General features: G+C 64.6%; 17 protein-coding genes, 1 tRNA gene and 1 pseudogene. 15 read left to right on the top strand and 4 right to left on the bottom strand.

Annotation, left to right across the window (positions count from 1 at the left end; genetic code table 11):
• Positions 1-535: 535 nt before the first annotated feature.
• Positions 536-2,878, top strand: a complete 2,343-nt coding sequence (locus GGR45_RS03075; protein ID WP_175314106.1) for an AAA family ATPase — start codon at positions 536-538, stop codon at positions 2,876-2,878.
• A 27-nt stretch (positions 2,879-2,905) separates the two neighbouring features.
• Here GGR45_RS03075 and GGR45_RS03070 read toward each other — a convergent pair whose 3' ends face one another.
• Positions 2,906-4,753 (bottom strand): AAA family ATPase, encoded by a 1,848-nt coding sequence (locus GGR45_RS03070; RefSeq protein ID WP_246358028.1) that lies wholly within the window; start codon positions 4,751-4,753, stop codon positions 2,906-2,908.
• Positions 4,753-5,172 (bottom strand): annotated as a pseudogene (locus GGR45_RS03065) (restriction endonuclease subunit S); the annotation flags it as partial. The pseudogene GGR45_RS03065 and the gene GGR45_RS03070, both read right to left, overlap by 1 nt.
• Before the next feature lie 50 nt (positions 5,173-5,222).
• On the opposite strand from GGR45_RS03065, the gene GGR45_RS03060 reads away from it, so the two are divergent.
• Positions 5,223-8,279 (top strand): error-prone DNA polymerase, encoded by a 3,057-nt coding sequence (locus GGR45_RS03060; RefSeq protein ID WP_246358001.1) that lies wholly within the window; start codon positions 5,223-5,225, stop codon positions 8,277-8,279.
• A gap of 6 nt (positions 8,280-8,285) precedes the next feature.
• On the top strand, positions 8,286-8,546 hold the full coding sequence (locus GGR45_RS03055; RefSeq protein WP_175314100.1) for a hypothetical protein: 261 nt from the start codon (positions 8,286-8,288) through the stop codon (positions 8,544-8,546).
• Positions 8,547-8,715: 169 nt separating this feature from the next.
• Here the strand turns inward: GGR45_RS03055 and GGR45_RS03050 are convergent.
• Positions 8,716-8,805, bottom strand: a tRNA-Ser gene (locus GGR45_RS03050).
• Between the two features lie 184 nt (positions 8,806-8,989).
• Here GGR45_RS03050 and hspQ point away from each other — a divergent pair.
• On the top strand, positions 8,990-9,316 hold the full coding sequence (gene hspQ / locus GGR45_RS03045; RefSeq protein ID WP_336621499.1) for a heat shock protein HspQ: 327 nt from the start codon (positions 8,990-8,992) through the stop codon (positions 9,314-9,316).
• Positions 9,317-9,351: 35 nt separating this feature from the next.
• Here the strand turns inward: hspQ and GGR45_RS03040 are convergent, their stop codons facing one another.
• Entirely contained in the window at positions 9,352-11,958 is a 2,607-nt protein-coding gene (locus tag GGR45_RS03040; RefSeq protein ID WP_175314096.1) for a TonB-dependent receptor plug domain-containing protein, read from the bottom strand.
• 307 nt (positions 11,959-12,265) lie between these two features.
• Here GGR45_RS03040 and rplU point away from each other — a divergent pair, with 307 nt between their 5' ends.
• From rplU to lptG, 11 genes are all read left to right on the top strand, one after another.
• The gene (gene rplU / locus GGR45_RS03035; RefSeq protein ID WP_007405484.1) at positions 12,266-12,565 is read left to right on the top strand and encodes a 50S ribosomal protein L21; all 300 of its coding nucleotides are present in this window, start codon (positions 12,266-12,268) and stop codon (positions 12,563-12,565) included.
• A gap of 43 nt (positions 12,566-12,608) precedes the next feature.
• Positions 12,609-12,875, top strand: a complete 267-nt coding sequence (rpmA, locus tag GGR45_RS03030; RefSeq protein WP_042486007.1) for a 50S ribosomal protein L27 — start codon at positions 12,609-12,611, stop codon at positions 12,873-12,875.
• Positions 12,876-13,057: 182 nt separating this feature from the next.
• Positions 13,058-13,606, top strand: a complete 549-nt coding sequence (locus GGR45_RS03025) for a GNAT family N-acetyltransferase (RefSeq protein WP_175314094.1) — start codon at positions 13,058-13,060, stop codon at positions 13,604-13,606.
• A 185-nt stretch (positions 13,607-13,791) separates the two neighbouring features.
• The gene (obgE, locus tag GGR45_RS03020) at positions 13,792-14,841 is read left to right on the top strand and encodes a GTPase ObgE (protein ID WP_175314092.1); all 1,050 of its coding nucleotides are present in this window, start codon (positions 13,792-13,794) and stop codon (positions 14,839-14,841) included.
• A gap of 184 nt (positions 14,842-15,025) precedes the next feature.
• Positions 15,026-16,126, top strand: a complete 1,101-nt coding sequence (proB, locus tag GGR45_RS03015) for a glutamate 5-kinase (protein WP_175314090.1) — start codon at positions 15,026-15,028, stop codon at positions 16,124-16,126.
• Complete coding sequence (locus GGR45_RS03010) at positions 16,123-17,019, top strand: NAD-dependent epimerase/dehydratase family protein (RefSeq protein ID WP_175314088.1); 897 nt, start codon at positions 16,123-16,125, stop codon at positions 17,017-17,019. The genes proB and GGR45_RS03010 overlap by 4 nt, the downstream gene beginning before the upstream one ends.
• A gap of 70 nt (positions 17,020-17,089) precedes the next feature.
• Entirely contained in the window at positions 17,090-17,335 is a 246-nt protein-coding gene (locus tag GGR45_RS03005; protein ID WP_175314086.1) for an acyl carrier protein, read from the top strand.
• Positions 17,336-17,357: 22 nt separating this feature from the next.
• On the top strand, positions 17,358-18,620 hold the full coding sequence (gene spt / locus GGR45_RS03000; RefSeq protein WP_175314084.1) for a serine palmitoyltransferase: 1,263 nt from the start codon (positions 17,358-17,360) through the stop codon (positions 18,618-18,620).
• Between the two features lie 240 nt (positions 18,621-18,860).
• Complete coding sequence (locus tag GGR45_RS02995) at positions 18,861-20,798, top strand: ATP-binding protein (RefSeq protein WP_175314221.1); 1,938 nt, start codon at positions 18,861-18,863, stop codon at positions 20,796-20,798.
• Positions 20,799-20,906: 108 nt separating this feature from the next.
• Entirely contained in the window at positions 20,907-22,106 is a 1,200-nt protein-coding gene (gene lptF, locus GGR45_RS02990) for an LPS export ABC transporter permease LptF (RefSeq protein WP_175314082.1), read from the top strand.
• Positions 22,103-23,200, top strand: a complete 1,098-nt coding sequence (gene lptG / locus GGR45_RS02985) for an LPS export ABC transporter permease LptG (protein WP_175314080.1) — start codon at positions 22,103-22,105, stop codon at positions 23,198-23,200. The genes lptF and lptG overlap by 4 nt, the downstream gene beginning before the upstream one ends.
• Positions 23,201-23,213 lie beyond the last annotated feature (13 nt).

The raw sequence follows: 23,213 nt of genomic DNA, 5'->3' as shown, positions 1-23,213 counted from the left end.
TGCTCGTCCGTCAGCCAAAACAGGTCGCTCATTACCAGTCTCCTCACGGAGCCTGAATCAGATCGCGACGCTCACATCAATGGGTCCTGACCCTAGGGCGCGAAGCTGACTGGCCGATCTCGCAGCTTTGAACGGCGGCTCTTGGCAGAAGCCGACGTTCAGGCAGGAATCACCGAACGGCCCGAATTGGTCGAGAGCTGCCGCAATGCTATACTTCGGCAAGACCCACAATCGGTCATTCAGGCCAACTTTTTAATCGCTTGGAAGCGGACATTCGTTCAGGAACGACACCTCGACCAGAATTGCCCGTCAGTCGCCCGCCTGCTCCGAAATGACGGCAACATGAAGCCACGGGTACAATGCGCTCGAGGCGCTGCGCACCGGTCCATTTTGGGTCGAACTCCGTGTGTCGCGCAAGACCTTCGGAGCTAAGCCCGCACGCGGTGTGACGCTTGAGCATCACCTGTGGATAACTGCCATGAGGCGGCAGTTATGCCTTTGACTCGACTGTACTTCTGAGTCAGCCTGCTGATCTATGTTCAGCAAGATCGTGATAAGGAATGTCGGTCTTCTCAAGGCCTTCGACACCCCCAACGCGCCGAAGCTGGCGAAGCTCACGCTGTTTTACGGACGTAACGGACGGGGCAAGTCTACACTGACCTCGGTGCTGCGCGCGGCTCGTGACGGCGAGGCCGATACGGTGCTGGGCCGCCAGTCGCTTGGAAACGGTGGGGCAGCACCCAAGGTCGCCCTCATCTCGAACGGCGGCACCATCAACTTCGATAACGGCCGTTGGAACACGAGAGGCGCTCCGGTCGAGGTGTTCGACACGGCGTTCATCACCGACAACGTCTACGCCGGGGAGTTGATTGAGCTCGCCCACGACCGCGGTCTCTTCTCGATCATCATCGGTGCTGATGGTGTTCGACTGGCGAAGCATCTTGAGCGCTTCAACGCCATCGCGAAGAGCTGTGCGACCGCGCTGAAGGAGGCCGAGGTTAGGCTCGCTGACGACGTCCCCTCCGACATGAGCAAAGAGGAGTTCTTCGCGCTTGGCCCCAACCCGGACTACGCGAAGCGGCTCGACGCCACCGAGCGCGCTCTTAAAGCAGTCCAGCAGGCGGATAAGATCGCCGCCCTCAAGGCGCTGGAGGCGCTCCCGGTGCCCGAGTTGCCCGCCGGTCTCCCCGCCGTGCTTGCCAGCACTGTCGCCGACATCGACGCCTCCGCGCGCCGCCGCCTCCTCGAACACTTCAAGCGCTTCGGGCTCGACAAGAAGGGTGAGGCGTGGATCAGCTACGGGGTCGAGCATATCCACGACGACGCCTGTCCTCTTTGCGGCCGCGACGACGTCGACGCGGAGGGCATGGTCACGCTGTACGGGCAGATTTTCGGCGAGACGTACAAGGCCCACCTCGCCACCATCACGACCGCCTCGACCGAGTTGGAGGACGGCCTTGGCGAGAACGCGCGGACGGGGTTGGCCGGCAGGGTCGCCACGAATGCCGACGGGGCGGTGAAGTGGGCCGAATTCGTCGCGCTAGGCACGGAACTCCCCGAAGTGTCCGAGCTCGGGACCCACGTCGCAGACGCCCACAAGGACGCGAGGGCGTTGCTCGACCGGAAACGGTCATCGCCGCTCGACGTGATCGAGGCGGTCGATGAGCTCGCCGGGGTGGGTCGCTCGCTCGGCTCCGCCAGGGAGCTCATCAACAAGTACAACGCCGCCGTCGAGGCGATTAACGAGGCCACCAAGAAGGCGGTCGGCGCTGCTTCGACGACTGAGACCGCCGCCACTCTCGCCCGCGACAACGTGAAGAAGCGCATGGGCCGGCACGATCCGGGCGTTCAGAGCCGGGTCGACGCCTTCTACCAGGCGAAGAGGCGCGACGAGCGGGCACGCAGCACCCGCGCCAAGATTCAGAAGGCGCTCAAGAAGGCGAACGAGGACGCGGCCGCACACTACCACCAGCGCGTGAACCATTACCTCGGGCGGTTCGGCGCCAGCTTCACCATCTCTAAAATCACGAATAGCATGCAGGGGAACGCTGGACAGGCCGACTACGGTCTGCTGATCAAGGGAGAGAACGTCTCCCGGGGGCGGGGCCGGCCAGCCGACGCAATCCCGACGTTCAGGAACACGCTCTCGGCGGGTGATAAGACGACGCTCGCGCTCGCCTTCTTCCTCGCCAAGCTCGACAGTGACAACACGCTCCACTGCAAGACACTCGTCATTGACGACCCTCTGAGCAGCCATGACAGCCACCGGCGCCGAGAAACGGTGAACGCGATCAAGGACCTGTGCGGCCGTTGCCTCCAAGTGATCGTGCTGTCACATGACGAGTTCCTGCTGCGCGAAGTCGAGCGGCGCTGCGTGGGCGTCCACTGCGCTGCGTTCCAGATTGACTTCGACGGGGGCGATGAGTGGTCTTCCGTCTCCGCGGTCGATCTCGACAAGTTGTGTCGAGCAGGGCACGCGAAGATGATCGAGGAGATTGTCGCCTACGTCGACCACCGGCAGGGGGCAGCGGATGACGTCGTGCTCAAGGTCCGCCAAGTCTTGGAGACCCACTACCGGCGCTCATACACGGCCTACTTCGCCCACGACCGCAACCTCGGCGGGATCGTCAAGGACATCGCCGACGAGGGCGTCTCTCATCCGTGCCACCGCGACCTCGTCCGACTCGACAATTGCAACGACGCGACGTGCGACAAGCATCACGGCGATGACGCCATCGTGTTGGTGAAGAGAGGCGTCGACCCCGACGGCCTGCGGGTGATCGCGGCGGACGCTCTTGAGTTGATCGGAGCGCGACGCTCTGTTGCCGCTACTCCTGTGACGCGCCTCGCCCCTGCCGTGACGGCACTCGCGCCATGAGCTTCGCGGAGTATACGCGCGCCACGTTTATGCCACTTCAATTTTGGTTCGAATGAAATCAAAAATGGTTCTAAAGGTCTCAAAGTGCTGAGCATCAAGGCCGGGCACGATCTGTTTGGCAAATGTAACCTTATTGCCAAAGAAACGAATGCAGCCGTCCCGTTCATCTGGATCAGGCCGAAAGTTATCGTCTAGCTGAGGAACATCACGAAAAATAAGCTCGATTGCGAGCCGAGATTTATCTCCATAGTGCCCAGACCCATCTGCCTTCAGCACTTGCCCACGCACGCTCAAGTTCGCAGATACGGGCAATAGCAGGCCATATCCATTGCGGCCGTTCCACTGCTTTATCAAACCCTGGGCAGGATCGTCCTGGATGACCTGACCAAACTGATTCCACTCCTTGTAGGCCTCGTCGAAATCAAAAAGGGCGAAGAAGATGCGATCGGGGTGCTCATCATAAAGATGCGTGTTGGTAAACATATTGCGCAGCGTCGACGCGCCATATCCCTGCTCAATGGCAAACGGCCGAGCGCTGCCAGGGTAAAGCTTGTCCCATGCACAGCGCAAGATCAGAGCGTCGCTAATCCCTTCTGTGAACAGCACCGCGCCGCCGTTTGACGCGAGGGCCTGCTCGATGCTCAATGCCGCTTCCGTTTCCGAGAAGGTAATCAGCCCGGCCGATAGCGAGCTTACGATGGCGGATTTGTCCAGCTGATCGGCGGTTACACCCCCCGCACCCGATGAAAACAGGCGGATGCGGCTGTCGCACTGCGCGGCTACGGTTGATGCGCTGTGGCTGCTGAGCAGGATATGATTGGTCTTTGCTGCCTCTGCCGAAATAGCGCTGACCTGATCGAGAAAATCGAACTGCCATTCCGGGTGCAGGAATGCGTCCGGTTCATCCAGCAGGATTAGGCAATTCCGCTGCTTGAACAACTCGGACACGGCAAAGAGATAGACCGATTGAAACTGGCCACCGCTGAAGCGGTTCAGCTCTGAAACTTCCAAGCCGTCGAGCGTGACCCGAATGCTGATGTCTTCCAGCATTCCGAGGACGCGTAGGGCATCGAACGACCGAAAGATCGTTTCCGAAGTCGCGTCGCCATGGGCTTCCCGGAACTCGTCAAGGTAGCATTCCAGGACGTAGCGGTCTTTCTCCCTGTCATAGAGCGTGCCAGGGGTGAACGCGCCTGCCATGCAAGCGACAAGCTGATCGAGGAAGGAACGGACAACACCTGTCGCTCCCCAGAAAAGTTGCTTATCCTCGAACGGGTCAAAATCCCCGTCGCCTGCAAATTCAGGACGTTTCAGCACGATCGAAACGATGCGGCTGTTGCTGAGGATGCCCAGCTTTTGACAGAGATAGCCGCGCGCCAGACTGGCCTCTGGCAACAGCATTAACACGACGATGAGCAACTTCTTACAAGCAGGGCCAATGCCGACAAAGCGCGGAAGCATCGTTGCGTTCGCCCGGCGTAGGCTGCGGCGATAGCGGTCCTCATACCGCGCGACCAGCGCCGTCACGTTGTTGTTCTGACCCGAGTAATAGACCAACACATTATCCGGCAGGGAAGTCGTTCCAATCGTCCGCCGCTGGGGGTTGCCGTTGATGTTTAGAAGACGATCGCGCCATTCGATCTGCGTCTTCGCCCCAGCAATCTCGAAGCTGATGGCATACTCGAAACCAGGCCCGGCGGCATCGGGATCAAAATCGAAGATGTGGTCGAAAATCTCGATCAGGGCTTCAAGGAAATTGGATTTGCCCGACCCATTCTTGCCGACAAAAATGTCGATGAAGCCATCGCCCTCGAAGCCGATCGAGAAATCGCGGAGATTCTTATATTCGCTGATCCAGACCGAGCGGAGGCGCATCACGCGGCAGCCCGTTCGGTGATGGCGTCTGCGAGGAGACACTCGGTCTGGGCCGCGTCGGCGAGGCGGGCTTTGAGCGCATCGCACAGCGCCATCAGGGCATCGACCTTCGCGACGATGCAGCGTTGTTCCGCATACGTGGGAATTGGAATCGGGCATGAGCGAAGCTGGGTCATATTAATCGAAGCGAGATTCGTTGTCTGCTTCGCAGCCCGGCTGAAATATTCGCGCCCCAACGGACTGTTTACGAACAGAACCACCCATTCTGGTAGAATCGCGCTCTGCTCGAAGCGCAAGCGAAAAACATGATTTTGATGAATGCAGTTCGGCACTTCATCGCGCCAGATTGCCGCGCGACCAAGTTTATCCCAATCCCCTCCTTCTGTCATCAATACGTCGCCATCGCGGAGTTGATAGCGTTCAAGTCGCTCTGCTTGACGGTGATTGTTTTCATTTCACCTAAGTCTAATTGACCTCGTTGCACGTTTGCGACGCGCAGGTAGGGAGTCTCAATTGCCTCGCGCGGCTCACCCGGCTGCTGACCCTCGGCAAGTCGCGTGCTGGCAAAGGTGGCTGCACGCTCGGCTGGAGCGACGTCGTCGCGTGGAACAAGGGGCTGATTGCGATCCTGCTCCCAGGCGACGCGGGTGCGGCGACCGCGGCGCATCTTGACGAGCTGCGCACGACCTTCGGCGCGCGCGGCTATTGCGGCCTCGCCTTTCGCCGCCGGCCCGACGATGCGTTGCGGCTGCACGATCTCACAGCGCTTGCCGGGGAGGCAGGCGTACGGACCGTAGCGCTCGGCGACATCCTCTTCCATGCCCCGCAGGCTCGGCTTTTGCAGGACGTCGTCACCGCGATCCGCGAGAAGTGCACGGTCGACACGCTCGGCTACCGTCGCGAGCGGCATGCCGACCGACACCTAAAATCCCCCGCCGAGATGGAGCGGCGCTTCGCGGCCTTTCCCGATGCGATCGCCGCCACCGCCGCGATCGCGCGCGCCTGCACCTTCGACCTCGGCGAACTCAGCTACCAATATCCGCAGGAGCGCGTGGTAGAAGGACTGACCGCGCAAGGCGCACTCGAACGGCTGACCGAAACGGCGGCGGCACGGATGTTCCCCGAGGGCCTGCCGCAAGCCTATCGCGACCAGATCGCACACGAGCTCAGGCTGATCGGCGAACTCGGTTACGCGCCCTACTTCCTCACCGTGAACAGCATCGTCGCGGAAAGCCGGCGGCGCGGCATCCTGTGTCAGGGACGAGGCTCCGCAGCCAACAGCTGCGTCTGCTTCGTGCTCGGCATCACCAGCATCGACCCGATCAAGCATGAGCTGCTCTTCGAGCGCTTCGTCTCCGGAGAACGCCGCGAACCGCCCGACATCGACGTCGATTTCGAGCATGAACGGCGCGAGGAGATCATCCAGTGGATCTATGAAACCTATGGCCGCAACCATGCCGCACTGACCGCCGTCGTTACCCGCTACCGTGCGCGCGGTGCGGTGCGCGAGGTCGGCAAGGCATTGGGCCTGCCCGAGGATCTGACCAAGGCGCTCGCCGGCCTCATCTGGGGGTGGAGCCAGGAAGGCGTCGGAGAGAAACAGGTCACCCAGCTCGGCCTCAACATGAATGACCGGCGGTTGCGCCTCGCACTGGAACTGTCGCGCCAGTTGATCGGCGTACCGCGCCACCTGTCACAACATCCCGGCGGCTTCGTCCTCACCCATGACCGTCTTGACGATCTCGTCCCCATCGAGCCCGCCGCGATGGTCGACCGGCAGGTGATCGAATGGGACAAGGACGATATCGATGCGCTGAAGTTCATGAAAGTCGATGTGCTGGGCTTGGGCATGCTCGGCTGCATGAACCGCGCCTTCAAACTGCTGGAGGAAGCCAAGGGCCTGCGCGTCGGCATGGCCGACCTGCAGGACGACGATCCGGACGTCTATGCGATGATCCAGAAGGCCGACACGCTCGGCACCTTCCAGATCGGGTCCAGAGCGCAGATGAGCATGCTGCCGCGCATGAAGCCCGCGCGCTTCTACGACCTCGTGATCGAGGTCGCGATCGTCCGCCCCGGCCCGATCCAGGGCGACATGGTCCATCCCTATCTGCGCCGCCGCGAGGGGCGTGAGAAGCCCGACTATCCACGCCCCGAATTGCGCGCGGTGCTGGAGAAGACGCTCGGCGTGCCGCTGTTCCAGGAACAGGCGATGAAGGTCGCGATCGTCGGCGCTGGCTTTACCGCCGTTGAGGCCGACCAACTGCGTCGTGCCATGGCGACGTTCAAGTTCACCGGCGGGGTCAGCCATTTCTACGACAAGCTGGTCGAGGGTATGGTGTCGAGCGGCTACCCCCGCGACTTCGCCGAGCGCACCTTCAAGCAGATTGAGGGCTTCGGCTCCTACGGCTTCCCCGAGAGCCACGCGGCCAGCTTCGCCAAGATCGCCTATGCCAGCTGCTGGATGAAGCATCATCATCCCGACGTGTTTTGCGCGGCGCTGCTCAACGCCCAGCCGATGGGCTTCTACGCGCCCGCCCAGGTCGTCCGCGACGCGCGCGAGCACGGCGTCGAGGTACGGCCGGCCTGCATCAACGCCAGCCGCTGGGACTGTACGCTGGAACCGACACGCGGCCGCTATCTTGCCGTGCGGCTCGGACTGCGCCAGGTGCGCGGCCTTGCCAATGCGCATGGCGCGGCAATCGTCGCGGCGCGGGGAGACGCCCCTTTCCAGTCGGTCGAAGAGGTGTGGCGGCGTGCGGGCGTGCCCCGTGCCGCGATCGAGCGACTGGCCGAAGCGGATGCTTTCCATGCGCTGGGCGAGGATCGCCGTCAGGGGTTATGGAAGGTGAAGGGCTTGGGCGAGGCCCCCCTCCCCCTGTTCGCCGCCGCCGATGCGCGCGAAGCCTCGTTCAGCCCGGAGGGGCTGGAGCCGGACGTCTCGCTCCGCCCGCTGACCGAGGGCCGCGAGGTAGTGGAGGATTACCGCGCGCTGAAATTGTCGCTGCGCGCCCACCCCCTTGCCTTCCTGCGGCAGGATCTCACCCGCCGCGGCATCGTCCGCTGCGCCGACCTTGCCCACATCAAGGACGGCTGCCACGTGGAGGTCGCCGGCATCATCCTTGTCCGACAGAAGCCCGGCAGCGCCAAGGGCGTGCTATTCATTACCATCGAGGACGAGACCGGCATCACCAACGGCATCCTCTGGCCCGATCGGTTCGAGGCGCAGCGCCGCACCGTCATGTCGGCCGCGATGATTGGCATGAAGGGCCGGGTCCAGCGCGAGGGGCTTGTCATCCATGTCATCTGCGACCGAATCATCGACTATGGCGGGCTGCTCGCCCAAGTCGGACAGATGGACTTCCCCCATGCGACCGGACGGGGAGACGGTGCGCGCCATGCCGGGTCGCCCGACCGGGGCGATGCCGGCTGGCGTCCGGGTCCGCGCGACAGCTATTGGCCGCCGCATGCCAACGGCGTGGATCCGGAGCAGGTTGTGCGGATCAAGTCGCGCGACTTCCATTGATCGACCATGTCGCGCCATCAGCGGATCATCGTCGAATTGTCGCTTCACATCCTGCGCGCGGCCGCCGCCCGGTCGGGCAAGGGCAAGGTCGACACTATCGAAGTGCGCCTCGTGCTGCGCTGTCTGATCGCGCATTGCCCGGACCGCTGGCCGCTCGACATGTTTTGGAGCTCGGCCGGAACCGATCACGACATCGGACGCGCCCAGGGCTGTACGGCAGCGCTGAATGGAATCGTGAGACAGCTCAAATTGAACGCTACTGTGTGAGGCTCAGGCGGAAACGCGTCCGCATATGGAGAGCGGATAGATCTCAGAATCATGCAACGCCAGCTTCGCCAGCGTTCACGTTCGGCCGCCGAGAACCAAATCAAAAGTGGGCATGAATGTGGGCACGAGATCATCGTTTTCTATTTTATCGAATAAAATCAACGAGATCTGGCGGAGAGGGAGGGATTCGAACCCTCGGTACCGTTGCCGGCACGCCGCATTTCGAGTGCGGTGCATTCGACCACTCTGCCACCTCTCCGCGAGGACGATCCGAAGCGGTGCGAAACCGCATGGGGCTGATCGATTGGAGGCGCGCTCCTAGATCAGCTTTTTGCGCATTGCAAGCGCCTAAACTTGTGCGACGCGACAAAGACATTAAATCGGAGGGCATGGACCCGATCGACACGCTTCCCCTCCCCTCACGCCTGGACGTGGAGGCCCCGATGATCGCAACCGCACGGTTCGCGATCGGGGATGTCGTGCGCCATCGCATGTTCGACATTCGCGGGGTGATTTTCGATGTCGACCCCGTCTTCGCCAATAGCGACGATTGGTATGACGCGATCCCCGAACAAATCCGTCCGGCCAAGGACCAACCCTTTTACCACCTGCTCGCCGAAAATGCGGAGTCGAGTTACGTCGCCTATGTCAGCCAGCAGAATCTGCTGCCAGACGACAGCGACGAACCGATCGAGCACCCCGCCATGGCGGGGCTGTTCAACGGCTATGCCGATGGTCGCTACCTCCTGAAGCGCGAACATCGGCATTGATCCTGGACGGCCGGGCTCCTGCCCGGCCGGTCGGGTCAGAAGCTCACGGCCGCGCGGGCGTAGAGGAACCGACCGTTGAAGCCGAAAGGTGACAGATTCGAATAGGGCAGGAAGTAATTGTTGCTGCCGAACGCCCCGCCCGCCGGAGCGCGGGTCGGATAGACGTCGAAGATATTGTCGGCGCCCACCGCCAGTTCGAGGGCGGGGATCGGCTTCACCCGGATTTCGGCATCGGTGATCCACTTGGGCTCAAGGTAAAAATCGGCCGCCCCCGCCCCGGGTGCGACCGCCAGATCAGTCGCGGTGCCCGGCGAGAAGACCGAGCCATAGCGGTTGGTCCGGACGGTCGCCGACACCCGACCGATATCATAGTCCGCGCCCAGGTTGATCTTGCTGCGCGGCTGCCCCTTGGTCAGGCGATAGCTTTCGGCGCGACCGAACAGGATCAGGCCGGGCAGCGACGGTAGCGAGGCGCGGCTGGTGATCGTCTGCTCGTTATAGTTGAACCCAGCGGTCAGCCGCAGCTGCCCCGCCCCGAAATCGGGCACGCGATAGGTGGCGACCACATCCACGCCTTGCGTCTTGGTATCAACGCCGTTGACGAAGAACCGCGCCGAGCTGACCCCGGTGATGCCCTGCGATGCCAGCACCGCATTGACGGCTGCGCCTTGCAGATTCTCGGTCAGTACGATCCGGTCGCGGATGCGGATCTGATAATAGTCCGCCGTCACGCTGAATCCGGGGATCGGGTCAAAGGTGAGGCCGCCGCCGAAGTTGGTCGCCTTCTCGGGCTGGAGCGGCTTGGAGCCCAGCGCCACCGCGACCGGATTGGACACCGGGACCGTCAGGATGTCGATCAGCGTGCCTGCGACATTGTTGGTCGAGGTGGTGTTGAAATATTGCTGGGCCAGGCTCGGCGCGCGGAAGCCGGTCGAGATGCTGCCGCGTACCGCCACGCCGGAGAAGAGCTGCAACCGTCCGGCCAGCTTGCCGTTCACCGTGTCGCCGAAGTCGGAATAATGTTCGTACCGGCCCGCCGCCTGGACCGACAGCGCATCCGTGACCTCGGCATCGAGTTCGACATAGCCTGCATAGCCGTTACGCGAGACATCGACCTGGTTTTGGGGCTGGAAGCCGGGGAAGACCTGCGCCCCGCCCGGCGCGCCATTGGCGACGAATGGGCCATTGACATAACTGGCCTGGTCGCCCGCGCGGATGCGGAAATTCTCGTTGCGATATTCGCCGCCCAGCGCGAGTCCCAGCTTGTTGAGGAAGCTGACATCGAACGTGTGGCTGACGTCGAGATTGACCACCGTCTGGCCGAAGCTGAGCCCCCCGGCGCGGAAATTGCGCGGGCTCGCCTGACCGCCGAGCGAGGTATTGAAGCTGTTGAGCACCGTATAGGTCAGCTCGTTGGTGCCGTAGACGACGGACAGATCGGCGGTCCAGCCATCGGCGATATCGCCCTTCACCCCGACCGCGCCCGAGAAATCCTCTATCTCGGCACCGATGAACGGCAGGAAACCGTTGGGATAATAGGGCACAAAACTGGTAGTCGATGCCGCCCAGTCGCGGTTGCGCGCGTCGTTGGGCCGCCGGAAATAACCCGCGCCCAGGCCATCGCGAATGCCGTAGGAGCCGAAGGTATAGAGGTCGAACTGCCCCGCGATCGTCGTCCCGGCATTCAGGAACAGGTTCATGTCGCGGGTCTTGCCGTCGCCATAGCCATGGTTGAAGCGGTTGGCGGTCAGCTCGCGCGCGTCGCCCGCAAGATATTGGCGGCGGGGATCGGCCCCCGATCGCTGGGTCGGATCCCGATCGCGGAACTGGCTGGAAAAGACGAAATAGCCGTCACCCCCCATCGGCAGCCCGATCGACGAAGCCAGGGTCAGCGTATCGCCGTCATGGCGCACCCGGTCGTCCTGCGATTCATTGAGGCCCAGTATGTCGTTGGCCCGGTTGGTGCCCCCCGATACTGCGATCACCGGGATGCCCGCCGCATCGGTCTGGACGCCCAGCACGTCCTTCACCCCGGCCATGCTGGTGCGATATTGGCCATAGGTGACCGATCCGCGCACGCCCTGCCGCCGGGACAGCTGGATATTGATGACGCCCGCGATCGCGTCCGACCCATAAAGCGAGGAGGCCCCGTCGCGCAGGATTTCGATCCGGTCGATGGCGATGGGGATGATCTCGTTCAGATCGACCGCGCCCGATCCGCGGCCCACCGATCCGTTGAGATTGAGCAGCGCCGCCTGATGCCGACGCTTGCCGTTAACCAGCACCAGCGTCTGGTCCGGCGCCAGCCCGCGCAGCGTGGCAGGGCGAAGCGAGTCGGTACCGTCGGTCAGCGACGGCTGGGGGAAGTTGAACGATGGCACGAGCTGGTTCAGCAGGCGGCTGGTTTCGGTATAGCCCGCATGGGTCAGCTGCTCGCCGCCGATGACGTCGACCGGCACCGGGCTGTCGGCGATGGTCCGCCCGGGAATCCGGCTGCCGGTCACGACGATCACGTCCTGCGACTCGCTTGCCGCTTCCTGGGCGGAGCCTGGTGCAGGCACGGCGACCTGCGCAGCGACCGGAAGGGCCAGGCACAACCCCGACACGGAGGCGAGCAATAGCGTGGCGTGAAATGCGCGCATCAAATTCCCCCTTTTTGATACCAGGCGGCCATCATGCCGCCCTCACCCATCACAATATGTCCTTGATGCGCACTCACAATTCCCATTTCGATCGTTTCATGATTTTGTCATGCGATTGTTGCTGCGGTGCAACATTGCCGGAACGGGATCAGTGTCGTGACACCGCCTCGCCAGCGGTTCAGGCGGGGGCCGACGGCGAAAACATCGAATCCTTGGTTGACAATCCGGCCACCTTTGCCTAGCTGGCCGTTCTTTCCCGACGGGCATTCCCGCGCGGGAGCCATGTATTTGGGAAGTGATAACAGCCATGTTCGCAGTCGTGCGCACGGGCGGCAAGCAGTATCGCGTCGCCGCCGGAGATAAGATCGTCGTCGAGAAGATCGAGGGCGAAGCCGGCGCGTCGGTGACGCTGGGTGACGTTCTGCTGGCGGGCGAAGGCTCGGAGCTGAAGGCCGTCGACGGCATCACGGTCGCCGCCGAGATCATCGCTCAGGCGAAGGCCGACAAGGTCATCGTCTTCAAGAAGCGTCGTCGCCACAACTATCGTCGTCGCAACGGCCATCGTCAGCAGCACACGATCCTGAAGATCGTGTCGGTCGGCGCCTGAATTTCAGCCGCGCCACCTCAACGAAATCCAGGAGTAGTTCGCAATGGCACATAAGAAAGCAGGCGGTTCGTCGCGCAACGGTCGTGATTCGGCCGGCCGTCGCCTTGGCGTGAAGAAGTTCGGTGGCCAGGAAGCCATCGCCGGCAACATCCTCGTGCGTCAGCGCGGGACCAAGTTCTATCCGGGTCGCAACGTGGGCATGGGCAAAGACCATACCCTGTTCGCGCTCGTCGATGGCCGCGTCGCGTTCCACGAAGGCAAGCTCGGCCGTAAATTCTGCTCGGTCGAACTGGCCGCAGCGGCCGAATAATCGGGCAACCGCGCCGGGTTGCCCACCAGGGTGACCCGGGTTCCGCGCAGGAACCAGCAAAAAAGGGAGACGGGTCACCCCGGCTCCCTTTTTTCATGCTCCCTCCACCGCTTCCGGGCTTCTGTCGCCGTCCCGTCATGGGTCTGTGGCAAGCGCCCGACGCGACGAGGAGTTGTCGAGTGATGTTCGCGCGGACCCCAAGATTGTTGTTGCGGCCGGCCTGGCCGGAAGACGCCACCGCCCTGACCCAGGCCATCGGCCATGAGGCGATCGCCCGTATGACGGCGCGCGTGCCCTATCCCTATGCCCAGGCCGATGCCGAACGCTGGCTGGCTCAACCCTGCGGCGCGACCGAACCGCGCTTCCTGATGACCGCGCTCGACCGGGGCGGCGCGCCCGAACTGATCGGCGGGATCGCGATCATCGCCGGTGATACGGGTCACGAACTGGGCTATTGGCTGACGCCTTCGGCCTGGGGGCGCGGCTATGCGACCGAGGCGGGCCGCGCGGTCATCGCCATGGCGCGCCATGCCCTGCCCATCACGCGGCTGAACGCCTGGCACTTCGCCGACAACCCGGCCTCGGGCCATGTCCTTACCAAGCTGGGCTTCCGCCCCACCGGCCAGCGCATGGCCCGCGCCTCGGCCGGGCGGGACACGCTGTCACCCAGCATCCATTATGCGCTGGACCTGGAAGACGAGCGAAATCGCGCGATGCCGTTGGCGGCGTGAGGCTTTTCCATAGGGGGTGCCCCGGATCGTGAAGCGCGGCCCCGCGTCGCGATCCGGGATGCTCGGCGCCTGGGGGGACCGGGCGATACGCATCCGATGCACCAGCGCCACGCCCCCTGCCGGATCACTCGCCGGGCAAAAGCGCGGGCTGGTCAGTCGACGCGGTGAGCGGTAAAGGCGGCGCCATGCATTTTCTCGATCAGGCCAAGATTTTCGTCCGCTCCGGCGCGGGCGGCCCCGGCGCAGTGTCCTTCCGCCGGGAAAAATACATCGAATATGGCGGCCCCGACGGCGGCAATGGCGGCAAGGGCGGCGACATCATCTTCGAGGCGGTCGCGGGCCTGAATACCTTGATCGACTTCCGCTACACCCAGCATTTCCGTGCGCCGCGCGGGCAAGGCGGGTCGGGATCGAACCGCACCGGCGCTGGCGGCAACGATCTGGTCATCAAGGTGCCGGTCGGAACGCAGGTTCTGTCCGAGGACAAGGAAGAGGTGCTGCTCGACTTCACCAAGGTCGGCCAGCGCGAGGTATTCCTGCGCGGCGGCGACGGCGGGCGCGGCAACGCCACCTACAAGACCTCCACCAACCGCGCGCCGCGTCAGCACGGCACCGGCTGGCCCAGCGAAGAGGCGTGGGTCTGGCTGCGCCTGAAGCTGCTCGCCGATGCGGGTCTGGTGGGCCTGCCCAATGCGGGCAAATCGACCTTCATTAACGCGGTGACGAACGCACAGGCCAAGGTCGGGGCCTATGCCTTCACCACCACCCGGCCGCAGCTCGGCGTGGTGCGACATCACCAGCGCGAGTTCGTGGTCGCCGACATTCCCGGCCTGATCGAGGGTGCGGCGGACGGCGCGGGCATCGGCGACCGCTTCCTGGGGCATATCGAGCGGTGCCGCGTGCTCCTTCATCTGGTCGACGCCAATGACGAGGATGTCGCCGAGAGCTATCGCATCGTCCGCGACGAGCTGGAGGCCTATGGTGGCGGCCTGATCGACAAGCCGCACATCATCGCGCTCAACAAGATTGACACGCTCGACGACGAGCTGATCGAGGCGCTGTCGGCCGAACTGGCCGAGGCGAGCGGCGCCGACGTGATTCCGCTGTCGGGTGCGGCGGGGACCGGTGTCGACTGGGTGCTCGACAAGCTGCTGGAGCAGATCGGGCCGGGGCCGGACTCGGTGCCGGAGAACGACCAGGGCGAGGACGAGATTACGTGGTCGCCGCTGGCGTGATGCGTCCGGCGGTGGGCTCGGTGAGACACCCTGCCCTCCCCCATCCCCTCCCGCCTGCGGGAGGGGCGTGCCTAGGACGAACCTCTGCGCATAAGCCTCTCCCCTCCCGCAGGCGGGAGGGGCTGGGGGAGGGAAAGATGCCTCGCAGAGACCTTCACTCTCCATCAACCTCAAAAGCCCACCAATGATCTTCCCCCCCACAACCTGTCAGCGCCTGATCGTCAAGGTCGGCTCCGCGCTCCTCGTCACACCCGAGGGCGAAGTGCGGCGCGACTGGCTGACCGGGCTGGTCGCCGACATCGCCGCGCGGGCGGGCAAGGGGCAGCAGATCGCGATCGTCTCCTCCGGCGCGATCGCGCTCGGCGCGCGCCGCCTCGGCCTGCCCAAGGGCGGGCGCGCCAGCCTGGAGGACGCGCAGGCCGCCGCCGCGACCGGCCAGATCGCATTGAGCCAGGCCTGGGCAGAGCTGCTGCAAGCCGAAAACCTCACCGCCGCGCAGATACTGGTGACGCTCGACGATCTGGAGGATCGCCGCCGTTACCTGAACGCCGCTGCGACGCTGAACCGGCTGCTGGGGCTGGGCGTGGTGCCGGTCATCAACGAGAATGACAGCGTGGCGACCGAAGAAATCCGCTTTGGCGACAATGACCGACTCGCCGCGCGGGTGGGTCAGGCGGCGGGGGCGAACGGCGTGTTGCTGCTCTCCGACGTCGACGGGCTCTACGACAGCAACCCGCATACCAACCCGCAAGCGCGCTATATCGAGCGCGTCGAGCGAATCGATGCGGTCAGCGGCATGGCCGATGGCGGCTCGGCTTCGGGCATGGGATCGGGCGGCATGGTCTCGAAGATCGCCGCCGCGCGTATCGCGGTGAGTGCGGGCGCGCATCTCGCCATCGCATCGGGGCGAATTGATCATCCGCTATCCACCCCCGCCCGCCATACCCTCTTCGTCGCCGAAAAAAGCGCCCCTGCCCGCAAGGCCTGGCTGGCGGGTGGCCTGACGGCGCGCGGCGCGATCGATGTCGATGCCGGCGCGGCGAAGGCATTGGCGGAGGGCAACAGCCTGCTGGCGGCAGGGGCCACCGCCGTGAGGGGCCATTTCGCGCGCGGCGACCTTGTCACCGTCGAGGGGCCGAACGGCACCATCGCGCGCGGCCTCAGCGAATATGACTCGACCGAGGCCCGCGCGCTGGTCGGTACGCGATCGGACGAGCAGGCCGCGATCCTAGGCCATGCGCCGCGTGCCGCGCTGATCCATCGCAACCACCTGGCCCTGCTATGATCGTCGCCGTCACGGGAGCGACCGGATTTGTCGGCCGCGCGGTGGTGGACCGTGCCGCCGGATCGGGCTTGACCCTGCGCGCGCTGACCCGCCGTGCCCAGCCGTCGCGCGCCGGAATCACCTGGATCGCGGGCGCGCTCGACAAGCTGGAAAGCCTGGCCGTGCTGGTCGATGGCGCGGATGCGGTGCTGCATATCGCTGGCGTCGTGAACGCGCCCGACCGCGAGGGATTCGTGGCGGGCAATATCGACGGAACCCGCGCCATGGTGGCAGCCGCGCGAGAGGCGGGCGTAAGGCGCTTCGTCCATGTCTCCTCGCTCTCGGCGCGAGAGCCGGACCTGTCCGTCTATGGCTGGTCCAAGCGGCAGGCCGAGGATGTGGTGACGCAGAGCGGCCTCGACTGGACCATCGTCCGGCCGAGCGGCATCTATGGCCCGCATGATACCGAATGGCTGGACGTGTTCCGCACCGCGAAGCTCGGCCTGGCCTTCATGCCGCCGCCCGGTACGCTGTCGCTGATCGCGGTCGAGGATTTCGCGCGACTGCTGACTACGCTGGTGGCGACAGACGGCCCGCGCGCCGTGCTGGAGGTCGATGACGGGCAGGTCCTGACCCATGCCGACCTCGCCGCCGCCATGGGTGCGGCGGTCGGGCGGCGGGTGATGACGCTGCACCTCCCCAAGGGATTGCTGCAACTCGGAGCTCGGATCGACCGCACATTGCGGGGGCCGCGGGCCAAGCTCACCCCCGACCGGGTCGGCTATCTTTGCCACCCCGACTGGACCGCCGATCCCGCGCTGCGGCCCGATCCGGCACTGTGGGAGCCCGCCATTCCCCTGTCGCAGGGATTGGCCGACACGGCGCGGTGGTATCGCGCCAACGGCTTGCTATAGCAGCGACACCCGCGCGGTCGAAAAGCCGCCGTATTTGGGTGCCACTGGGCATCCGACTGAAAGGATCATCATGAGCGACCGCCAAGCCATTTTCGACACCGTCGCGGCCCAGATCGCCCCCTTCAACAAGAAGGGCGTGGAACTGACCGAGACGACGACCTTCCAGGGCGACCTGGAGTGGGACAGCCTGACCGTGATGGATTTCGTCGCCGCGATCGAGGACGAGTTCGAGATCATCATCACGATGAACATGCAGGCCGAGATCGAGACTGTCGGCCAGCTGGTCGACGCGGTCGAAAAGCTCAAGCAAGCCTGATCGCCTTCAAACGGACACCGACATGACCGAAGCCGCTGCCCAGCCCCACGCCCTTCCCGCCGAAGCGCCCGAAATCGCGCCCGAGCGCGACCTGCTCTCCAAGTTCGACGGCCTGATCGCCGAGCGGCAGAAGCTGCTCGACTCCGGCGTCACCGATCCCTTCGCGATCGTGATGGAACAGGTGAAATCGCCGACCGAGGCGGTGATCCGCGGCAAGGACACGATCCTGCTCGGCACCTACAACTATATGGGCATGACCTTCGACCCGGACGTCATCGCGGCGGGCAAGGAAGCGCTGGAGAAATTCGGCTCGGGCACCAATGGCAGCCGGATGCTCAACGGCACCTTCCACGACCATATGGAAGTCGAACAGGCGCTGCGCGAATTCTACGGCACGACCGGCGCGATCGTCTTTTCGACCGGCTATATGGCGAATCTCGGCATCATCTCGACGCTCGCGGGCAAGGGCGAATATGTCATTCTCGACGCCGACAGCCATGCGTCCATCTATGACGGTTGCCAGCAGGGCAATGCCGAGATCGTCCGCTTCCGTCACAATTCGGTCGAGGATCTCGACAAGCGGCTCGGCCGCCTGCCCAAGGAACCGGCCAAGCTGGTCGTGCTGGAGGGCGTCTATTCGATGATGGGCGACATCGCCCCGCTGAAGGAGATGGTCGCGGTCGCCAAGAAGCATGGCGCTATGGTGCTGGTCGACGAGGCGCATTCGATGGGCTTTTTCGGCCCCAACGGGCGCGGCGTGTACGAAGCGCAAGGGCTGGAAGGCCAGGTCGATTTCGTCGTCGGCACCTTCTCCAAATCGGTCGGTACGGTCGGCGGCTTCGTCGTGTCCAACCATCCGAAATTCGAAGCGGTGCGCCTGGCCTGCCGTCCGTACATCTTCACCGCCTCGCTGCCGCCCTCGGTCGTCGCCACCGCCGCGACCTCGATCCGCAAGCTCATGACCGCGCATGACAAGCGCGAGCGGCTGTGGTCGAACGCGCGCGTGCTGCACGGCGGTCTGAAGGCGATGGGCTTCAAGCTGGGCACCGAGAACCCCGACAGCGCGGTCGTCGCGGTCATCCTAGAAGATCAGGAACAGGCGGTGATGATGTGGCAGGCGCTGCTTGACGGCGGCCTGTACGTCAACATGGCGCGCCCGCCCGCGACTCCGGCGGGCATCTTCCTGCTGCGCTGTTCGATCTGTGCCGAGCACAGCCCCGCGCAGCTCGAAACGGTGCTGGGTATGTTCCGCGCGGCGGGCCAGGCGGTCGGCGCGATCAGCTGACCCCGTTTTTGGGCCGGATTCCTCGACCCTCCCTGCAAGGGGAGGTGACAGGCTGCAGGCCTGACGGGGCGGGTCACCGCCTGATGGGAATGGACCGCAGATGCCGACACCCCTCCACCATGCTCCGCATGGTCCCCCTCCCCCTCTGGGGGAGGAAGGGGTGAGCGCCCCGTACGAGCCCCGGCTATATCCGACCCGGCTTTGCAATATCCGATCGTCGAGGATAGCGTCGCGACCGTGATGGATCAGGAGGAGCTTGGCGGGGTCGGCCGGTGGCGGACCTTTGCGCTGATCGCGATGGCGGTGGCCGGTGCCGTGACGCTGGCCATGCTGGTCGTGACACTGGGCCACGCCAACCGCGAGCGCGACCGGGCGTTGCAGCGGCAGAGCCACAGCTATGACGTGATGATCGCCGCCCGCACGCTGGCGGGCACGATCGCCCGGTCGGAGGCGTCGCTGGGCCGCTACGTCATCTCGGGCGACCGCAAGCTGGGCCAGCTCTATCAGGACGAATGGACGACGGCGGGCGTACAGCTCGACCGGCTCGACCGGATGATCGAGGACCCGCAGCAACAACGCCTGATCGACCAGCTCCGCCAGGCCTATGAGGCGCGCGGTCGCGAATTGTCGACGATCGCGCTCTCGACCACCTATCATCTCAACCGTCAGGCCTATGGCCTTTATTATCAGGCGCGTCAGGCCGAGGCGCTGCTGAAGATCAACGCGCTGCTGACCCAGCTGACCGCGGGCGAACGCGTGCTGTTGCAGCAGCGGTCCGAAGCCGCACAGGAGACGATCCTGCATTCCAACCGGATCGCGGGCGGACTGGTGGTCTTCGGCATCGTACTGGTGCTGGGCGGCATCGCGCTCGCCTGGATCATCGTCGGCGCGGTGGGCGAGCGGGCCGAAGCCCGTGCCGAGGCGCGTACCGAACGCGCCCGTGCCGAGGAGCTGGCCAGCGCGGTCGAGACCGCCACCGAGGAGCTGAAGGTTCAGGAAGCCAAGCTGCGCCAGGTGCAAAAAATGGATGCACTGGGTCAGCTGACCGGCGGCATCGCCCATGATTTCAACAACATGCTGGCGGTCGTGCTGGGCGGGCTGGAGCTGGCCCGCCGGACCGAGACGCGCGATGACATGATGCGCCATCTGGACAGCGCGACCGAGGGCGCCCAGCGCGCCGCCGCACTGACACGCCGCCTGCTGATGTTCAGCCGCGAGGAGGCGCTGGCCCCCGAGACGCTCGTGCCGCGCCGCCTGGTCGAGGGGATGCGCGACCTGCTCGACCGGACGCTGGGCGACGGGGTGAAGGTGACGGTCGAGGACTGGACGACCGGCTGGACATTGTTCGGCGATCGCACCCAGATGGAGAATGCGATCCTGAACCTCGCGGTCAATGCACGCGATGCGATGGACGGGCGCGGCAAGTTGACCATCCGCACCGCCGAAATGCGGATGGGACCCCATGCGCTGCCACGGGCGGAGGCGGGCGACTATGTGGTCCTCTCGGTCGCCGATACTGGCGAAGGGATGACGCCCGAGGTCATCGAACGGGTATTCGAGCCCTTCTTTACCACCAAGCCCGCCGGCAAGGGGACCGGGCTGGGGCTCAGCCAGATTTTCGGACTGGTCGGCCAGATGGGCGGCGACGTCACCATCCAGAGCGCGCCCGGCAAGGGCACAACGGTCAGCCTCTATCTGCCCCGCCATACCGACGCCGCCCCGGCCAAGCCGGTCGAAAGTCCGCCGACCGCCCCCGACACCCAGACCGAGGCACAGGCAGAAGCCAGGGCGAAGGACGGCCTGCGCGTCCTGTTGGTCGAGGATGATCCGCGCGTGCTGGCCGCGACCATGAGCGCGCTTCAGGAACTGGGCCATGACCCGATCCCGTGCAACGATCCGCGCGAGGCGGAAGGGCTGCTCGCGCGGCATCCGGGCATCCGGCTGATCGTGTCCGACGTACTGATGCCGCATCTGACCGGCCCCGAGCTGATCGCCACGATCCGCCCGCGCCATCCCGATCTGGCGGTTCTGTTCGTCACGGGCTTTGCGGGTGACGCGCAGGCGACGGGGTTTGAGGGGTATGAGGTCTTGCGCAAGCCCTTTACATTGGCCGGACTGGAAGGCGCGGTGGTGGCGGCGTTGAAGCGGGCCGAGGGGCTGGTCTGCGCGGCGGCCTGAGGGGTTTTGGAGAGCAGGTTGGGCGTGGCCTTCGCAAACAAGGGGTGACGCGCCCTGCCCACCCCCGTATAGCCATGGCCGTTTTATCGCGCGAGTGATGTCCCCGGCATGAAATCTATCGATCGCTACATGGCCCGGTTGATCGCGTTGCCGCTGTTCGCGACGCTGCTCATCTCGGCGATGCTGCTGGTGCTCGACCGCATCCGTCGCCTGTTCGAATTCGTCGCGACGGAAGGCGGGCCGATCAGCGTGGTGTGGCGGATGCTGGCCAATCTGCTGCCCGAATATCTGGGGCTGGGCATTCCGATCGGGCTGATGCTGGGCATTCTGCTCGCCTTTCGCCGCCTGGCGACCTCGTCCGAGCTGGATGTGATGCGCGGCGTGGGCATGAGCTATACCCGATTGCTGCGGGTGCCCTACATGTACGCGATCGTCTTGGCCGCGCTCAACCTGGCGATCGTCGGCTATATCCAGCCCGTCGCCCGCTATTATTACGAAGGCCTGCGCTACGAGCTGCGTACCGGCGCGCTGGGCGCGTCCATCAAGGTCGGCGAGTTCACCCATCTGGGCGACCGCATGACCCTGCGCATCGAGGAAAGCCGCGAGAATGGCCGCGACCTGTCGGGCATCTTCGTCCACGCCAACACATCCAAGGGCGACTGGATCGGCGTGACGGCGGAGCGGGGGCGGTTTCTGGCGACGGACGATCCCAACGTCATCATCTTTCGCCTGACCAACGGCACGCTGATCCACAACCGGCCGGAATTCAAGGCGCCCCGCGTGCTGACCTTCTCCAGCCACGACCTGCCGATCGACCTGCCCAAGTTCGATAATTTCCGACAACGCGGCGGCCGTGATCTGGAGTTCACCCTGCCCGAGCTGGCCAAGCTGGGTCAGGATGCGCGCAGTGCGGAGGCCCGGGCGGGTAGCCGATCCGAATTCCACTTCCGCGTGGTCGAGGTGGTGACGATGTTCCTGCTGCCGCTGCTCGCGGTGTCGCTCGGTATTCCACCCAAGCGATCGACCTCGGCGCTGGGCGTATTCCTGTCGATCGTGATGCTCGTCACCTATTTCAAGGTGAACCAATATGCCGCCGATATCGGCGCGCTGGGCAAGGTCGATCCGCTATTGGCGCTATGGGCGCCGTTCGCGGTGTTCGCGGGGCTGGTCCTCTGGATGTATTATGTCACCGCCTATGTGCCCGGCGGCCAGCCGATCGGCGCGCTGGAGCGTGGGGTCGCCAAGCTCGTCAAGGCGATCGGCCGCTGGTTGCCCGGCCGCCGCCGCAAAAAGGCCTATACGGCATGAGCCTGTCCAACATTTTTCCGTCGAAAACGATCGCCATCTATATGGCGAAGATGTTCCTGGTCCGCACCTTCGCCATCCTGTTCGCGGTGGCGCTGGTGCTCCAGACGCTCGACGTGCTGAGCGAATCCGGCGCGGTGCTGGCGGCGCCGGGCAATGGCCAGGCGCAGGTATGGCGCTATGTCTCGCTGCGCGCGCCGCAGATCATTTCGTTCCTGCTGCCCTTCTCGGTGCTGCTCGGCACCATCCTGACCTTCTTCACGATGAACCAGAATTCCGAGGTCATCGCGCTGAAGGCGGCGGGCATGTCGGCGCATCAGGTACTCGCGCCGCTGCTGATCGCCAGCGCGGGCGTCGCGGCGTTCAGCTTCGTCTTCAACGACCGGATCGTGCCGCGCGCCAGTGCGACGCTCAGCGCTTGGCAGAAGGTGCAATACGGCCCCCTGCCCATCGATAGCGGCGATCGGTCCAATGTCTGGGTCCGCGACGGCGACGACCTGATTTCGGTCGACCTGATCCAGGGGCGGGGGACCGGGATCCAGTTGGGCGGCGTCACATTGTACGACCGCGCCGGCGGCAGTCTTCAGGCGATCGTGCGTGCCCCGCGGGGGGTTCGCGCGGGCGACGGCTGGAAGATCGGCCCGGTGACCCGGTTCGAGGTAAAGTCGGGCAAGCTGACCAACTACCCGTCGCTGATCATCGGACGCGGCGTCACGCCCGAACAGCTGACGCTGGCCAGCGTCAGCGCCGACAACCTGTCCTTCGGCGCTCTGTCCAGCGCGATCACCGACCTGCGCGAGGCGGGACGCCCGACCAAGTCACTGGAGGGTTCGCTCTGGCACAAGCTGTCCGCGCCGATGTCGGCGATGCTGATGCCGCTGCTGGGCGCGGTCGCGGCGTTCGGTATCGCGCGGTCGGGCAAGCTGTTCGTGCGCGCCGTCATCGGCATGGCGCTGGGCTTTGCCTATTTCGTGGCGGACAATTTCTCGATGGCGATGGGCGACCTGGGGGCCTACCCGCCGTTTCTGGCCGCCTGGGCGCCGATCTTGCTCTTCTTCCTGATCGGAGAAGCGGTGTTGTTCCGGACGGAAGAATGAGGGCGTAAGCCCG

The organism is Sphingomonas zeae, from assembly GCF_014197135.1.
Lineage (GTDB): Bacteria > Pseudomonadota > Alphaproteobacteria > Sphingomonadales > Sphingomonadaceae > Sphingomonas > Sphingomonas zeae.
Note: the sequence above shows the minus strand (reverse complement) of the source record. Positions and strands in the feature narration are given on the sequence as shown.

What these genes read in the sequence shown, in the direction of transcription:
- GGR45_RS02995 (WP_175314221.1), top strand. Translation starts at nt 18,861, where the DNA reads ATGGATCAGGAGGAGCTTGGCGGGGTCGGCCGGTGGCGGACCTTTGCG.
- lptF (WP_175314082.1), top strand. Translation starts at nt 20,907, where the DNA reads ATGAAATCTATCGATCGCTACATGGCCCGGTTGATCGCGTTGCCGCTG.
- hspQ (WP_336621499.1), top strand. Translation starts at nt 8,990, where the DNA reads ATGATCGCAACCGCACGGTTCGCGATCGGGGATGTCGTGCGCCATCGC.
- rpmA (WP_042486007.1), top strand. Translation starts at nt 12,609, where the DNA reads ATGGCACATAAGAAAGCAGGCGGTTCGTCGCGCAACGGTCGTGATTCG.
- spt (WP_175314084.1), top strand. Translation starts at nt 17,358, where the DNA reads ATGACCGAAGCCGCTGCCCAGCCCCACGCCCTTCCCGCCGAAGCGCCC.
- proB (WP_175314090.1), top strand. Translation starts at nt 15,026, where the DNA reads ATGATCTTCCCCCCCACAACCTGTCAGCGCCTGATCGTCAAGGTCGGC.
- GGR45_RS03070 (WP_246358028.1), bottom strand. Translation starts at nt 4,753, where the DNA reads ATGCGCCTCCGCTCGGTCTGGATCAGCGAATATAAGAATCTCCGCGAT.
- GGR45_RS03005 (WP_175314086.1), top strand. Translation starts at nt 17,090, where the DNA reads ATGAGCGACCGCCAAGCCATTTTCGACACCGTCGCGGCCCAGATCGCC.
- GGR45_RS03075 (WP_175314106.1), top strand. Translation starts at nt 536, where the DNA reads ATGTTCAGCAAGATCGTGATAAGGAATGTCGGTCTTCTCAAGGCCTTC.
- GGR45_RS03055 (WP_175314100.1), top strand. Translation starts at nt 8,286, where the DNA reads ATGTCGCGCCATCAGCGGATCATCGTCGAATTGTCGCTTCACATCCTG.
- GGR45_RS03040 (WP_175314096.1), bottom strand. Translation starts at nt 11,958, where the DNA reads ATGCGCGCATTTCACGCCACGCTATTGCTCGCCTCCGTGTCGGGGTTG.
- GGR45_RS03025 (WP_175314094.1), top strand. Translation starts at nt 13,058, where the DNA reads ATGTTCGCGCGGACCCCAAGATTGTTGTTGCGGCCGGCCTGGCCGGAA.
- rplU (WP_007405484.1), top strand. Translation starts at nt 12,266, where the DNA reads ATGTTCGCAGTCGTGCGCACGGGCGGCAAGCAGTATCGCGTCGCCGCC.
- obgE (WP_175314092.1), top strand. Translation starts at nt 13,792, where the DNA reads ATGCATTTTCTCGATCAGGCCAAGATTTTCGTCCGCTCCGGCGCGGGC.
- lptG (WP_175314080.1), top strand. Translation starts at nt 22,103, where the DNA reads ATGAGCCTGTCCAACATTTTTCCGTCGAAAACGATCGCCATCTATATG.
- GGR45_RS03010 (WP_175314088.1), top strand. Translation starts at nt 16,123, where the DNA reads ATGATCGTCGCCGTCACGGGAGCGACCGGATTTGTCGGCCGCGCGGTG.